Here is a 13,771-nt window from a genome sequence, read left to right as displayed (position 1 = left end):
CTCCTCCCCCGCACCACCGGGACGTATGACCTGAAAGGCAGGACTCCGCCGATGACCGGAGCATCCGTCGGCACCGGACCGGAGTCCGGGGCCCGCAGTCTGGTGGTGGGGGTCGGCGCACGCCGGGGCGCCCCCGGCGATGTGGTGTTCGCCCTGATCGAGGCGGTGCTGAGCGGGGCGGGGCTGGACGCGGCGGACGTGCTGGAGGTGGCGACGGTCGACGCCAGGGCGGACGAGCCGGGGATCGTGGGGGCGGCGGCCCGGCTCGGAGTGCCGCTGCGGACGCATCCGGCCGGGGCACTGGCCGCGGTCCGCGTGCCGCACCCCTCGGGAGTGGTGGGCGCCGCGGTGGGGACTCCGTCGGTCGCGGAGGCGGCGGCGCTGATCGAGGCGGACGAACTGGTGGTGCCGAAGACCCGTGCCCCGGGCGGGAAGGCCGTCGGCAGGGGGATGGCGACCTGTGCGGTGGCCCGCCGGTTTCCGGCGGTCGCCGGGACTTTCGAGGTTTCCGGGAGGAAAACTTCCACCTCACCGGTGACGTCGGGCTCCCGTCCGTTCACCATGGCTGCCATGAATCCCCCCACGCGGAACTTCGAGAGCGCAGGGCCCGACCTGCGCCACCACGGCGACGCGGAGGTGCGCGGCGAGAATCTGACCGATCTCGCCGTGAACGTCCGTACCCACACTCCTCCGGAGTGGCTGCGCGAGCGGATAGCCGCGTCGCTCACCTCGCTGGCCTCCTACCCGGACGGGTCCTCCGCCCGTGCCGCGGTCGCCGGCCGGCACGGGCTGCCGGTGGAGCGGGTGTTGCTGACGGCGGGCGCGGCCGAGGCGTTCGTCCTGATCGCCCGTGCGCTTCCGGCCCGTTGTCCGATCGTGGTGCATCCTCAGTTCACGGAGCCGGAGGCGGCTCTGCGGGCGGCCGGGCACGGGGTGGGCCGGGTGCTGCTGCGCGCCGAGGACGGCTTCCGGCTCGATCCGGATGCGGTGCCCGAGGAGGCGGACCTCGTGGTGATCGGCAACCCGACGAACCCGACGTCGGTGCTGCACCCGGCGGCGCTGCTGGAGCGGTTGGCGCGGCCGGGGCGGACGCTGGTGGTCGACGAGGCGTTCATGGACGTCGTGCCGGGTGAGCGCGAGGCGCTGTGCGACCGGACGGACGTCCCGGGGCTCGTGGTGCTGCGCAGCCTCACCAAGACGTGGGGGCTGGCCGGGCTGCGGATCGGTTACGTCCTGGCCGCTCCGGAGACCGTGGCGCTGCTGTCCGAGGCGCAGCCGCTGTGGCCGGTGTCGTCGCCGGCGCTGGCGGCGGCGGAGGCGTGCATGGAGCCGAGGGCGCTGGTGGAGGCGGCCGAGGCGGCGGACCGGATCACGGTGGACCGGGCCCATCTGCTCGCCGGGCTGGCCGAGTTCAGCGAGGTGGAGGTGGTGGACGCGGCCCGGGGGCCGTTCGTCCTGGTGCGTCTTGAGCGGGCGGCGGAGGTCAGGGAACGGTTGCGGCTGCTGGGCTTCGCGGCGCGGCGCGGGGACACGTTCCCGGGGCTGGGGCCGCAGTGGCTGCGGCTCGCGGTCCGCGACCGGGCCACGACCAATCGTTTCCTCCAGGCCCTGGACCAGGCCGTGCAGGCGCTGCCCGCGAGATCGGGGCGCTGAGGGGCCCGGCCGGGGCGGGGGCGGCGTTCGTCGTGCGAACGCCGCCCCCGCACGCGTATCAGCTCTGGCTGCTGCCCCGCCTGCGGGCCAGCACGGTCGCGCCCGCGCCGACGGCCAGCAGCAGGGCCGCGCCGCCCGCGATGTACGGGGTGGTGGAGCTGCCGCCGGTCTCGGCGAGGTTGGCCTCGGTGGGGGCGGTGCCGGTGTCGGAGCCGGTCTGCGTCTTCACGTCGCCGCTCGTGCCGCCCTCGCCTCCGCTGTCGCCGCCGGTGGTGCCGCCGTCGGTGGAGCCCGGCTTCCCGGGGGGCTTCGGCCCCTTCGGGGTCTCGCAGGTCGCCTCGGCGAGGGTGACCTCGCCCTCCACCTCGGCGACGTTGAGATTCAGCGGGTTGACCGACACCTTGAGCTGAAGTGCCGTCGCGGCCGCCGTGCGCTCGGTGGTGACCGTCTTGGAGAGGTCCAGGGAGACCTCGCCGACGCCCGGTACCGCCACCCGGGTCGGCCCGCCCGCGCTGAGCGTCACCTTCTTGCCGAGCACCGCGACATGGCCGAGCACGTTCGACTCGGCGACGGGCTTCCGGCCGGTCGCGCAGACCGCCTTGGAGGTGACCTTCTCGACCTCGATGAGCGAGAGCACCGGCAGTCCCGGCACATGGATCCTGGCCTTCGCCAGGTTGGTGTAGCCCTCGGCCCTGTGCTCGTCGACGGTGGCGTTCGCGGTGGCCACGTCGGCGCGCAGGACGCTGACCGGGGCTCCGCCCTCCACCCCGTCCACGTTCACGCTGAGCGCGGTCTTCTCGGCGCTGGCCGGGGCCGTCACCTCGTTGAGCGTGACCTTGAGAGGCACCTGGACGGACTTGTTGAGGAGCGAGACGTCGAGCCCGGTACGGAGCACGACCGCGCTCGCCCTGCCCTCGCCGCCGGTGGTGGGCGTCGCCGGGGCTGCGTGCGCGGGGACGGCGGCAAGCAGGGCGACGGGGCCGGCGGCGACCGCCAGGGCGGCGAGACGGAAGGTGTTGCTGTTCAAGATGGTGGAACCCCCACAAGAGACATGGAGCCACCGGCACAGTCCAATGGGGGACATCGCCTGCGCCGGTGGCCTCGACTCCGTGAATCTTTACGCACTGAGGGTGAACTGACGGACACCTGGCGTGAGTTCACCCCAAAGGGGGGTTTCCGCGCGCATATTCGAATCTTTCGGCACGCGCGTTCGCCGGTGTCACTCGTTTCACCCGGCGCGGGCCCTGCGAAGTGCCCTCGCGCCGGAGTGCGCGCAGAGGTGCTTCAACGATCCGGGGGAGGCATCCGTCACTGCTCGTCAACACGGCGACGGCTCATCCGATCACCCGCCCGTTCAGCACGATGTGCCGGGGGGCCGCCAGCACCCGGACGTCCGCGCGCGGGTCCTCGTCGTACACGACCAGGTCCGCCGGAGCGCCCTCCTCCAGCACGGGCCGCCCCAGCCAGCGCCTGGCTCCCCACGTGGTGGCGGAGAGGGCCTCCAGGGGCGGGATGCCCGCCCTGACCAGCTCGGCGACCTCGCCCGCGACCAGGCCGTGCGCCAGGGAGCCGCCCGCGTCGGTGCCGACGTAGACGGGGATCCCCGCGTCGTACGCGGAGCGCACGGTGTCGTAGCGGCGGTCGTACAGCTGCCGCATATGCGCGGACCAGCGGGGGAACTTGGCCTCGCCGCCCGCCGCGAGGTCGGGGAAGGTGGCGATGTTGACCAGCGTCGGGACGATCGCGACCCCCCGCTCGGCGAAGAGCGGGATGGTGTCCTCGGTGAGGCCGGTGGCGTGCTCGACACAGTCGATGCCCGCCTCCACCAGGTCGGTGAGCGACTCCTCGGCGAAGCAGTGCGCGGTGACACGGGCGCCCAGCCGGTGCGCCTCGGCGATGGCCGCCTCGACCTCGCCGCGCGGCCAGCAGGCGGTCAGATCGCCGGCGTCGCGGTCGATCCAGTCCCCCACCAGCTTGACCCAGCCGTCCCCGCGCCGGGCCTCCCGGGCCACGTACGCGACGAGGTCACCGGGTTCGATCTCATGGGCGTAGTCGCGGATGTAGCGGCGGGTCCTGGCGATGTGCCGGCCGGCCCTGATGATCTTCGGCAGGTCCTCGCGGTCGTCGATCCAGCGGGTGTCTGAGGGCGACCCCGCGTCCCGGATCAGCAGGGTTCCGGCCTCCCGGTCGGCGAGCGCCTGCTTCTCGGCGGTCGCCGCGTCGACCGGGCCGTGCCGGTCCAGGCCCACATGGCAGTGCGCGTCGACCAGCCCGGGCAGCGCCCAGCCCCTGACCGTCACCGCACCGTCGGCGCCGGGCGGCCGCTCGTAGGTGATCCGCCCGTCCACGGCCCACAGTTCGTCCCGCACCTCGTCCGGACCGACGAGCACCCGGCCCTTCACCCGCAGCACCCGCTGCTCCTCCTGATCACTCATACGCGGCACTGTACGAGGCCGTCGGTAGGCTGCCCGTGCGATTCCGACCGTCGAACGATCCCGAAGAGAGCCCCGCCGTGACGCACCCCTTCCTCGACCTCCCCCCGCTCACCGCCGACCGCTTCGCGGCGATCGAGCGGCGCGTGGCCCGGCTCCTCGCCACACAGCAGGACGTCGTCATCACCCAGGGCGAGGCGCTGCTGCCGCTGGAGGGCTGCATCCGCAGCGGCGCGCGGCCCGGCTCGATGGCGCTGAACATCGTCACCGGACCGTACGGGCAGACCTTCGGCAACTGGCTGCGGGACTGCGGTGCGGAGGTCGTCGACCTCGCGGTGCCCTTCCACGCCGCGGTCACCGCCGGTCAGGTCGCCGAGGCGCTCGCCGAGCACCCGGGGATCGACTTCGTCTCGCTGGTGCACGCGGAGGCGGCGACCGGCAACACCAACCCGGTCGCGGAGATCGGCGAGGTGGTCCGGGCGCACGGCGCGCTGTTCATGCTGGACGCGGTCGCCTCGGTGGGCGCCGAGCCGCTGCTGCCGGATGCCTGGGGCGTCGACCTGTGCGTGATCGGCGCGCAGAAGGCCATGGGCGGACCCGCCGGGGTGTCGGCGGTGTCGGTGAGCGAGCGGGCCTGGGAGCGGATCGCCGCCAACCCGGCCGCCCCGCGCCGCTCCTACCTCTCCCTCCTGGACTGGAAGGAGCGCTGGATCGACGCCGGCCGGACGGCGCTGCCGCACGCCCCGGCGCAGCTGGAGATGCTGGGCCTGGAGGCCTGCGTGGCGCGGATCGAGGACGAGGGCCTGGACACGGTGACGGCCCGCCACGCCTCGGCCGCCGCGGCGACCCGGGCCGGGGCGGTGGCCCTGGGCGGCGGGCTGGAGCCGTACGTCCACGAGGCGCGGGACGCGGCCCCGGTGGCGACGACGCTGCGCGTCCCGGCGGGGACGGACGCGGCCGCGCTGGTCGCGGGGGCGCTGGCGGCGGATCCGGCGCTGCCGCTCGTCGCGGGTGGCGGGGCGCTTTCCAAGGAGATGATCCGGGTCAACCACTACGGGGCGGACGCGACGCGGGGCGCGGTGCTGTCCTCGCTCTCGGCCCTGGGGGCGGTGCTGGCCGACGCGGGCCTGCCGGTCGATATCGAGGCTGCCCGTAGGGCTGTTTCGGAAACCTGGCCGAGCCTCTGATATTCATAGTGTGGGAAGCTGCTTTATTAAAAGCAGCTTCCCACATTCTTCTGCCCGCTTTTCCGTCACCTAAACGGGCCAGTTTTTTTCGGCCTCGAACTTCATGATTCGGACACGTCTCACGAGAGTTACAACCCTGTGACCGACTCCACAAGGGAAGCGTTATGCCCGATTAATTCGGGACAAAGTGCAGGAAATTGTACCCGAATCGTCGGGGATCTCGCGCACGCCTGATAACACATGAAGGCCCTTCACCCAACCCTCTACGTCGATGCAATTTCGAAATTTGCTGGGTAAATTCAATTCGCATGACCGCCGCACCAGCAGATTTTGCCCGTGCCCGAAGCGAATTCCTCAGTATCGATGCGCCACGAGTGGAGGACGGAGCCGCGATCTGGCGCATAGCCCGCGACTCCAAGGTCCTGGACCTGAACTCCTCGTACAGCTACCTGCTGTGGTGCCGTGACTTCGCCGCGACCTCCGCCGTCGCCCGTGGCGAGAACGGCGAGCCCATCGCCTTCGTGACGGGCTACATCAGGCCCGACCGCCCCCAGACCCTCGTCGTCTGGCAGGTGGCCGTCGACCAGGCCCACCGCGGCAAGGGACTGGCCGCCAAGCTGCTGGACGCGCTGACCGCCCGGGTCGCCGCCGACCAGGGCCTGGCGTCCGTGGAGACGACGATCACGCCGGACAACACCGCCTCCGACCGGCTGTTCACGTCCTACGCCCAGCGCCACGACGTCGCGCTGGAGAAGGAAGTGCTCTTCGACGGCGCGCTGTTCCCCGAGGAGACGCACCTGCCCGAGGTGCTCTACCGGATAGGCCCGTTCGCCACCTGAGCCGCCCCGGCCACCGCACTCCGGCGTACCCGACCAGTACGCCCGGACCCACCGACTTTCCGCGCCGTCCGACCACTCGGCGCGGTCCCGGCCGCATCCGTGCGGCGGGGAGCACTCGACCACTGCCCGTCACACCCCCCTCACGCAGGAGATCAGCTGTGACCATCACCCCGCCCGCCCTGAGCGTCTTCGAGACCCTGGAGTCCGAGGTACGGAGCTACTGCCGCGGCTGGCCCGCCGTGTTCGACCGCGCGCAGGGAGCCCGGCTGACCGACGAGGACGGCCACTCCTACCTGGACTTCTTCGCCGGGGCCGGCTCACTCAACTACGGCCACAACAACCCGGTGCTGAAACGAGCGCTGATCGACTACATCGAGCGCGACGGCATCACCCACGGCCTGGACATGGCGACCACCGCCAAGCGGGCGTTCCTGGAGACGTTCCAGAACGTGATCCTGCGGCCGCGCGACCTGCCGTACAAGGTGATGTTCCCCGGCCCGACCGGCACCAACGCCGTCGAGGCGGCGCTGAAGCTGGCCCGCAAGGTCAAGGGCCGCGAGTCCGTCGTCTCGTTCACCAACGCCTTCCACGGGATGTCGCTGGGCTCGCTCGCCGTGACCGGCAACGCGTTCAAGCGGGCCGGGGCCGGCATCCCGCTGGTGCACGGCACCCCGATGCCGTTCGACAACTACTTCGACGGCACGGTCCCCGACTTCCTCTGGTTCGAGCGGCTGCTCGAGGACCAGGGCTCCGGGCTCAACAAGCCCGCCGCCGTGATCGTGGAGACGGTCCAGGGCGAGGGCGGCATCAACGTCGCCCGCGCCGAGTGGCTGCGCGCGCTCCAGGACCTGTGCCACCGCCAGGACATGCTGCTGATCGTCGACGACATCCAGATGGGCTGCGGCCGTACCGGCGGCTTCTTCTCCTTCGAGGAGGCCGGCATCGTCCCGGACATCGTCACGCTGTCGAAGTCCATCAGCGGCTACGGCATGCCGATGTCGCTCTGCCTGTTCAAGCCGGAGCTGGACATCTGGGAGCCGGGCGAGCACAACGGCACCTTCCGCGGCAACAACCCGGCCTTCGTCACGGCCGCCGCCGTGCTGGACGCCTACTGGGCGGACGGCCAGATGGAGAAGCAGACCCTGGCCCGCGGCGAGCAGGTCGAGCAGACGCTGCTGGCCATCTGCGCCGAGGAGCCGACCGCGCAGTTCCGCGGCCGGGGCCTGGTGTGGGGCATGGAGTTCGAGGACCCGGCGCGCGCCTCGGCGGTCTGCGCCCGCGCCTTCGAGCTGGGGCTCCTGCTGGAGACCTCGGGCCCGCAGAGCGAGGTCGTCAAGCTGCTGCCGTCGCTGACCATCACCCCCGAAGAACTGGACGAGGGCCTGCGCACGCTGGCCCGCTGCGTCCGCGAAACGGCCTGACCCGGCGCTGCCGGGGCAGGCGGAGAAGAGAGGTCCCGGGCCGCGAGGCCCGGGACCCCGTACAGAGAGAAAGGCAACCGCTCACCGTGATCGTCCGATCTTTCAGTGACATCGAGAACACCGACCGGCATGTGAAGTCCGCGTCCGGCACCTGGGAGAGCAAGCGCATCGTGCTCGCCAAGGAGAAGGTGGGCTTCTCGCTCCACGAGACCGTGCTGTACGCGGGCACGGAGACCTCGATGTGGTACGCGAACCACATCGAGGCGGTGCTGTGCACCGAGGGCGAGGCCGAGCTCACCAACGACGAGACCGGCGAGACGCACTGGATCAGGCCCGGCACCATGTATCTGCTGGACGGGCACGAGCGGCACACCATGCGGCCCAAGACGGACTTCCGCTGCGTGTGTGTCTTCAATCCCCCCGTCACCGGACGGGAGGACCATGATGAGAACGGTGTCTACCCACTGCTGACAGAGGAGGCCTGAACCACCATGACCACCGAAGTACGCGCCGATCTGTACCCCTCGCGCGGCGCCGCCGAGATGACCACTCCCCGCCAGGACCCGGTCATCTGGTCCGCGCCGGGCGCACCGGGTCCGGTCGCCGCCAAGGACCTCCAGGGATACGAGCACGACGGCTTCCTCACCGTCGACCAGCTCATCACCCCGGACGAGGTCGCCGTCTACCAGGCGGAGCTGAACCGGCTGATCTCCGATCCGGCGGTCCGCGCCGACGAGCGCTCGATCGTCGAGAAGCAGTCGCAGAACGTACGGTCCGTCTTCGAGGTCCACCGGATCAGCGAGGTCTTCGCCGGTCTGGTCCGTGACGAGCGGGTGGTGGGCCGGGCCCGCCAGATCCTCGGCTCGGACGTGTACGTCCACCAGTCCCGGATCAACGTGAAGCCGGGCTTCGGGGCCACGGGCTTCTACTGGCACTCGGACTTCGAGACCTGGCACGCGGAGGACGGTCTGCCGAACATGCGGACGGTGTCCGTGTCGATCGCGCTGACCGAGAACTTCGACACCAACGGCGGGCTGATGATCATGCCCGGTTCGCACAAGACCTTCCTCGGCTGTGCGGGCGAGACGCCCGAGGACAACTACAAGAAGTCGCTCCAGATGCAGGACGCCGGCACCCCCTCCGACGAGGCGCTGACGAAGATGGCCGACCGCCACGGCATCAGGCTCTTCACGGGCAAGGCCGGTTCGGCGACCTGGTTCGACTGCAACGCCATGCACGGGTCGGGCGACAACATCACCCCGTACGCGCGCAGCAACGTCTTCATCGTCTTCAACAGCGTGGAGAACGCGGCGCAGGAGCCCTTCGCGGCTCCGATCCGCCGCCCCGAGTTCATCGGGGCGCGGGACTTCACCCCGGTGAAGTAGCGGCACGCACGGGCGGGACAGGGGCCGGGACGGTACGCCGTCCCGGCCCCTGTCGGCGTAACTCGTTGGACCGGGGCCGGGTCAGCGGAGAGGGTGTCCGCCATGACTTCCCATGTACGCCACATCACGATCGACTGCGCCGACGCCTACGCGCTCGGCGGTTTCTGGGCCCAGGTGCTCGGCGCGCCGCTCTCCGACGAGGACGCCCCCGGCGACCCGGAGGCGCTGGTCGAGGCCCCCGGCGCGGCGGTCCTCTTCGTCCAGGTGGACGAGAGGAAACAGACCAAGAACCGCGTCCACCTGGACATCCAGCCGCAGGACCGCTCCCGGGACGAGGAGGTGGAGCGGCTGCTCGCGCTCGGCGCAACCCTGGTGGGCGACCACCGCAGGCCGAACGGGCGCGGCTGGGCGACGCTCGCCGATCCCGAGGGCAACGAGTTCTGCGTGGAGTGCTCCGCCGCCGAGCGGGCTGCGCTCACCGGGGCCCGGCTTCCGGTGACCGCCGACGATGTGACCTCGGCCGTGCGGCTCGCGGTGGACGTGCTGGCAGGAGCCCCGGCGGACCGCTGGGACACACCCGCGGGGAGCCTCGACTGGACCTGCTGGGAGACGGTGGAGCACCTGAGTGACGATCTGCTGGCGTACGCCGTGCAGTTGGGCCCCCGTACGCCTCCGCTGGACCGCGAGGTGCCCTACCGGTGGGCGCCGGAACGGCAGGGCGGGCCCCACAACGCGGTCTTCGCCGACCGCGACGCCGGTCCCGCCGGACTGCTGGCCACGCTGGAGGCGAGCGGTGCGCTGCTGACCTCGATGGCGCGGACGACGCCGCCCGAGGTGCGCTCGTACCACGGGTACGGGATCTCCGACCCGGAGGGCTTCGCCGCGATGGGCGTGGTGGAGACCCTGGTGCACACGCATGATCTCGCCGAGGGCCTGGGGCTGGACTGGTCGCCGGCCCCGGCGCTCTGCGACCGGGTGCTGGCCCGGCTCTTCCCGGACGCTCCGGCGGGCGGCGACCGGTGGGCCGTACTGCTGTGGGCCACCGGTCGCGCCGAGCTGCCGGGCCATCCGCGCCGTACTTCGTGGCGGTGGGACGGAAGGCCGCGCGAGGACGGTCAGACGGCGTCGAGCGCCGGGTAGTCGGTGTAGCCCTTGGCGTCGCCGCCGAAGAAGGTCGACGGGTCGGGGGTGTTGAACGGGCCGCCCGCCCTGAGCCGGGCGGGCAGGTCCGGGTTGGCGAGGAAGAGCGACCCGTAGGAGATCAGGTCGGCGATGCCGTCGTCGATCACCGTGTGGTCGTCGGGTCCGGTGGCGCCCTCGGAGTGCACGTTGATGACGACGGTCCCGGAGAAGGCCTTGCGCAGGGCGAGGGTCAGCTCCCGGATCGGGGCGGCCTCCAGGATGTGCAGGTAGGCGATGCCGAGCGGCTCGATCTCCTGGACCAGCGCGGTGTAGACGGCTTCCGGGGCGGGCTCGTCGATGTCGTTGTACGGGTTGCCGGGCGAGATGCGCAGCGCGGTGCGCTCCGGGCCGATCTCGGCGGCGACGGCCCTGACGACCTCGGCGGCGAAGCGGACGCGGGCCTCGTCGGAGCCGCCCCAGGCGTCGGTGCGCCGGTTGGTGTTCGGGGCCAGGAACTGGTGGATGAGATAACCGTTGGCGCCGTGCAGCTCGACCCCGTCGAAGCCGGCGTCCACGGCGTTGCGGGAGGCGGTGACGAAGTCGGCGACGGTCGCGTGGACCTCGGCGTCCGTCAGCTCGTGCGGCTCGACGAAGTCCTTCGGGCCGACGTGGGTGTAGACCTGCCCCTCGGCCCTGACCGGGGAGGCGCTGACGGGGACGAGGCCGTCCGGCAGCAGGACCGGGTGGCCGATGCGGCCCGCGTGCATGATCTGGGCGAAGATCCGGCCGCCCTCGGCGTGCACGGCGTCGGTGACCTTGCGCCAGGAGGCGACCTGTTCGGCGCTGTGCAGACCGGGCGTGGTGGGGTAGCCCTGGCCCACCACGGACGGCTGGATGCCCTCGGTGATCACGAGGCCGGCCGAGGCCCGCTGGGCGTAGTACGTGACGGTGAGCTCGGTGGCGGTGCCGCCCTCACCGGCCCGGCTGCGGGTCATCGGGGCCAGTGCGATGCGGTTGGCCAGCTGGGTGCCGGACAGGTCGATCGGGTCGAAAGCGGTGGTCATGAGGGCTCCCAAGAAAGTATGTGGTCGGCCAAGCATCGAACGACAGCGGCAACTGTAACCCATTCATTGGCCGACCAAGGTAAAGTTGCGGGAAACCGTCGGGCATCATCGAGAGCCGCCGCCAGCAACCCCGAGGACCCCCCAGGAGCCCGCCATGACCACCGGCCGCGCCACCCCCGCGGAAGACGCCTGTACGAACGCGCCGCCCATGGCGGCGCTCAGCGGACCCGTCAGCCACGCCGTGTCCCGGGTGGCCCGGCTGCACCGGACCGCCGCGGGCAAGGCGCTCAAGGGGGTGGACCTCTACCCGGGGCAGGAGTTGCTGATGATGCACCTGTGGGATCGCGGCGCGGTCCGTCAGACGGAGCTGATCAGGACCCTGGACCTGGACCCCTCCACGGTCACGAAGATGCTCCAGCGCCTGGAGCAGACCGGGCATGTGCGCCGTCGGCCCGACCCGGCCGACCGGCGGGCCGTGCTGGTCGAGGCGACGGACGAGAGCTGCGCGCTGCACACCGCGGTCCGGGACGCCTGGGGCAGCCTGGAGGAGCAGACGCTCGCGGGCCTCGGACCGACCGAGCGCACGGAGCTGATCCGGCTGCTGGCGAAGGTCGAGGAGAACCTCTGCCGGGAGACCGCGGACTGCCCGGACCGGTGCTGAGCCTGCGCCGCACAGCTCAGGCCAGGACCTCCAGCACCCGGTCCACGTCGGCCCCGGTGTTGTAGAGGTGGCAGGAGATCCGCAGGTTCCCGGCCGGGGCGGAGACGGCGACACCCGCCTCCACCAGCTCGGGCCGGCGGCTTTCGAGACCCGGCACGGAGACGATCGCCGACTCCCCGGGAACGGTCGCGTGCCCGAGCTCCGCCAGCCCCGCCCGCAGCCGGGCCGCGAGCCCGGTGGCGTGCGCGTACAGGGCATCGGCCCCCACTTCACCGAGCAGCTCCAGGGAGTGCTCGGCCCCGTGGTACGAGAGGAAGGCGGGCGGCTCGTCGAAGCCGCGGGCGGTGGGGGCGAGCCGCTCCAGCGGGCCGTAGTTGCTCGTCCAGGGAGCACCGGCGGAGACCCAGCCGGCGAAGAGGGGCGGAAGGGTGTCCTGCGCCTCCTCGGTGACGGTCAGGAACGACGTACCGCGCGGACAGAGCAGGAACTTGAAGCCGCCGGTCACGGTGTAGTCGTACGCCCCCGCCTCCAGCGGGAACCAGCCCGCCGCCTGGGTTCCGTCCAGCAGGGTCCGGGCGCCGTGCACCGCGGCGGCCGCGCGGACGGCGGCGAGATCGGCCACCCGGCCGTCGGCCGACTGCACGGCGGAGAAGGCGACGAGGTCGGTCGAGGGGCGCACGGCCCCGGCGAGCCCGTCGAGCGGCGCGTACCGCACACACAGATCGCCGCGGAGCGCGAACGGGCTGACCACGGAGGAGAACTCTCCCTCGGGGCAGAGGACTTCGGCGCCCGGCGGCAGGGAAGCGGCGATCAGGCCGACGTGGACGGTGACGGAACTCCCGGTGGCGACCCGGTCCGGATGGACCCCGGCGAGCCGGGCGAAGCCGGCCCGGGCGGCCTCCACCGCGTCGAAGCTGCCCGCCCCCACCCGGCGCCCCGCGGCGTTCTCGTCGGCCAGGGCCTTGACGGCGGCGATCGTCCGGCGGGGCAGCAGGCCCCAGCTGGAGGTGTTGAGGTAGGTGACCTCGGGTGCGAATTCGACGGCTGCCGCTTGGATGGGCGCGAGGATCGTCATGCGTCCACCCTGAAGCCCCCGTGAACCAAAGTCAATCACGTAGATTCGAGGGGGCATCAAAGGAATGCTTATGGACGGCTTCCGGGTGGCTCAGCTGCGCGGAACCTCGCAGGACCCGTCCGTGTCACAGGCCGCCGCCTCCCCGCCGACGGCGGTGAGAGCGGTGACGGGGCGGTCCTTCCAGGCCTGCTCCAGTGCCTGGACGAAGACCTCGGACGGCTGGCCGCCGGAGATCCCGTAGCGGCGGTCGAGGACGAAGAACGGCACGGCGTTGGCGCCCAGTTCGGCCGCCTCGCGCTCGTCGGTGCGGACGTCGTCCGCGTACGCCTCCGGGTCGGCGAGCACCGCACGGGCCTCGTCGGCGTCGAGTCCGGCCTCCACGGCGAGAGCCAGCAGCACCTCGTCGTCGAAGACGGACCGCTCCTCGGCGAAGTTCGCCCGGTAGGCGAGGGTCAGCAGCTCGTCCTGGCGGCCGCGGGCCTTGGCCAGGTGCAGCAGCCGGTGGAGGTCGAAGGTGGAGCCGTGGTCACGGCCCTCTGTGCGGTAGCCGAGCCCCTCGGCCTGCGCGTTCGCCGCGACGTTGGCCTCCATCGAGGCCGCCTCCTCACGGCTGCGGCCGTACTTCTCGGCCAGCATGTCGATCACGAGCGCGGTGTCGCCCTTGGCCCGCGAGGGGTCGAGCTCGAAGGAGCGGTGCACCACCTCGACCTCGTCCCGGTGGGCGAACTCCGCGAGGCCCTTCTCGAAGCGGGCCTTGCCGATGTAGCACCACGGACAAGCGATGTCGCTCCAGATCTCGACGCGCATGACTCTTCTACTCTCCAGGGGTCGCGGCGGGCGCGGAGGGGTCCTCCGCACAGGGTCAGTGAGTCGAACGCGAATCCGTACCGGGTGATTCCCGGATCTTCCCGCCCGTCCCACCTCCCCACGAC

General features: G+C 71.7%; 13 protein-coding genes. 8 read left to right on the top strand and 5 right to left on the bottom strand.

The window, feature by feature from the left end; genetic code table 11:
* The first annotated feature begins 51 nt into the window (after positions 1–51).
* Positions 52–1,653 (top strand): Rv2231c family pyridoxal phosphate-dependent protein CobC, encoded by a 1,602-nt coding sequence (gene cobC / locus HET64_RS27215; RefSeq protein WP_215109801.1) that lies wholly within the window; start codon positions 52–54, stop codon positions 1,651–1,653.
* 58 nt (positions 1,654–1,711) lie between these two features.
* On the opposite strand, the gene HET64_RS27210 is transcribed toward cobC, so the two are convergent.
* A complete protein-coding gene (locus HET64_RS27210; RefSeq protein WP_215109800.1) occupies positions 1,712–2,680 on the bottom strand; it encodes an SCO1860 family LAETG-anchored protein in 969 nt (322 codons plus the stop codon).
* A gap of 307 nt (positions 2,681–2,987) precedes the next feature.
* A complete protein-coding gene (locus HET64_RS27205; RefSeq protein WP_215109799.1) occupies positions 2,988–4,088 on the bottom strand; it encodes an amidohydrolase family protein in 1,101 nt (366 codons plus the stop codon).
* Between the two features lie 77 nt (positions 4,089–4,165).
* On the opposite strand from HET64_RS27205, the gene HET64_RS27200 reads away from it, so the two are divergent.
* The 6 genes from HET64_RS27200 to HET64_RS27175 all read left to right on the top strand — a co-directional run bounded on the left by HET64_RS27200 (position 4,166) and on the right by HET64_RS27175 (position 10,057).
* A complete protein-coding gene (locus tag HET64_RS27200; protein ID WP_215109798.1) occupies positions 4,166–5,272 on the top strand; it encodes an aminotransferase class V-fold PLP-dependent enzyme in 1,107 nt (368 codons plus the stop codon).
* A 308-nt stretch (positions 5,273–5,580) separates the two neighbouring features.
* Positions 5,581–6,111, top strand: coding sequence for a diaminobutyrate acetyltransferase (gene ectA / locus HET64_RS27195; protein WP_215109797.1), 531 nt, complete (start codon positions 5,581–5,583; stop codon positions 6,109–6,111).
* 158 nt (positions 6,112–6,269) lie between these two features.
* Positions 6,270–7,532: a diaminobutyrate--2-oxoglutarate transaminase gene (gene ectB, locus HET64_RS27190; protein ID WP_097965695.1), complete on the top strand. Its 1,263-nt coding sequence runs from the start codon at positions 6,270–6,272 to the stop codon at positions 7,530–7,532.
* Between the two features lie 86 nt (positions 7,533–7,618).
* Positions 7,619–8,017 (top strand): ectoine synthase, encoded by a 399-nt coding sequence (locus HET64_RS27185; RefSeq protein WP_215109796.1) that lies wholly within the window; start codon positions 7,619–7,621, stop codon positions 8,015–8,017.
* A gap of 6 nt (positions 8,018–8,023) precedes the next feature.
* Complete coding sequence (thpD, locus tag HET64_RS27180) at positions 8,024–8,917, top strand: ectoine hydroxylase (protein ID WP_215109795.1); 894 nt, start codon at positions 8,024–8,026, stop codon at positions 8,915–8,917.
* Between the two features lie 102 nt (positions 8,918–9,019).
* The gene (locus HET64_RS27175; RefSeq protein ID WP_215109794.1) at positions 9,020–10,057 is read left to right on the top strand and encodes a VOC family protein; all 1,038 of its coding nucleotides are present in this window, start codon (positions 9,020–9,022) and stop codon (positions 10,055–10,057) included.
* Here HET64_RS27175 and HET64_RS27170 read toward each other — a convergent pair.
* Positions 10,033–11,103, bottom strand: coding sequence for an alkene reductase (locus HET64_RS27170; protein ID WP_215109793.1), 1,071 nt, complete (start codon positions 11,101–11,103; stop codon positions 10,033–10,035). The genes HET64_RS27175 and HET64_RS27170 overlap by 25 nt on opposite strands.
* A 154-nt stretch (positions 11,104–11,257) precedes the next feature.
* Between HET64_RS27170 and HET64_RS27165 the strand changes: the two genes are divergently transcribed.
* Positions 11,258–11,764, top strand: coding sequence for a MarR family winged helix-turn-helix transcriptional regulator (locus HET64_RS27165; RefSeq protein WP_215109792.1), 507 nt, complete (start codon positions 11,258–11,260; stop codon positions 11,762–11,764).
* Positions 11,765–11,780: 16 nt separating this feature from the next.
* On the opposite strand, the gene HET64_RS27160 is transcribed toward HET64_RS27165, so the two are convergent.
* Positions 11,781–12,839 (bottom strand): aminotransferase class V-fold PLP-dependent enzyme, encoded by a 1,059-nt coding sequence (locus HET64_RS27160; RefSeq protein WP_215109791.1) that lies wholly within the window; start codon positions 12,837–12,839, stop codon positions 11,781–11,783.
* Positions 12,840–12,929: 90 nt separating this feature from the next.
* The gene (locus tag HET64_RS27155; protein WP_215109790.1) at positions 12,930–13,646 is read right to left on the bottom strand and encodes a DsbA family oxidoreductase; all 717 of its coding nucleotides are present in this window, start codon (positions 13,644–13,646) and stop codon (positions 12,930–12,932) included.
* Positions 13,647–13,771 lie beyond the last annotated feature (125 nt).

The organism is Streptomyces sp. McG3, assembly GCF_018619185.1.
Lineage (GTDB): Bacteria > Actinomycetota > Actinomycetes > Streptomycetales > Streptomycetaceae > Streptomyces.
Note: the sequence above shows the minus strand (reverse complement) of the source record. Positions and strands in the feature narration are given on the sequence as shown.

Bases quoted from the DNA above. Each gene is read 5' to 3' on its own strand.
- cobC (WP_215109801.1), top strand. From the start codon at position 52: ATGACCGGAGCATCCGTCGGCACCGGACCGGAGTCCGGGGCCCGCAGT.
- HET64_RS27205 (WP_215109799.1), bottom strand. From the start codon at position 4,088: ATGAGTGATCAGGAGGAGCAGCGGGTGCTGCGGGTGAAGGGCCGGGTG.
- ectA (WP_215109797.1), top strand. From the start codon at position 5,581: ATGACCGCCGCACCAGCAGATTTTGCCCGTGCCCGAAGCGAATTCCTC.
- thpD (WP_215109795.1), top strand. From the start codon at position 8,024: ATGACCACCGAAGTACGCGCCGATCTGTACCCCTCGCGCGGCGCCGCC.
- HET64_RS27175 (WP_215109794.1), top strand. From the start codon at position 9,020: ATGACTTCCCATGTACGCCACATCACGATCGACTGCGCCGACGCCTAC.
- HET64_RS27170 (WP_215109793.1), bottom strand. From the start codon at position 11,103: ATGACCACCGCTTTCGACCCGATCGACCTGTCCGGCACCCAGCTGGCC.
- HET64_RS27165 (WP_215109792.1), top strand. From the start codon at position 11,258: ATGACCACCGGCCGCGCCACCCCCGCGGAAGACGCCTGTACGAACGCG.
- HET64_RS27160 (WP_215109791.1), bottom strand. From the start codon at position 12,839: ATGACGATCCTCGCGCCCATCCAAGCGGCAGCCGTCGAATTCGCACCC.
- HET64_RS27155 (WP_215109790.1), bottom strand. From the start codon at position 13,646: ATGCGCGTCGAGATCTGGAGCGACATCGCTTGTCCGTGGTGCTACATC.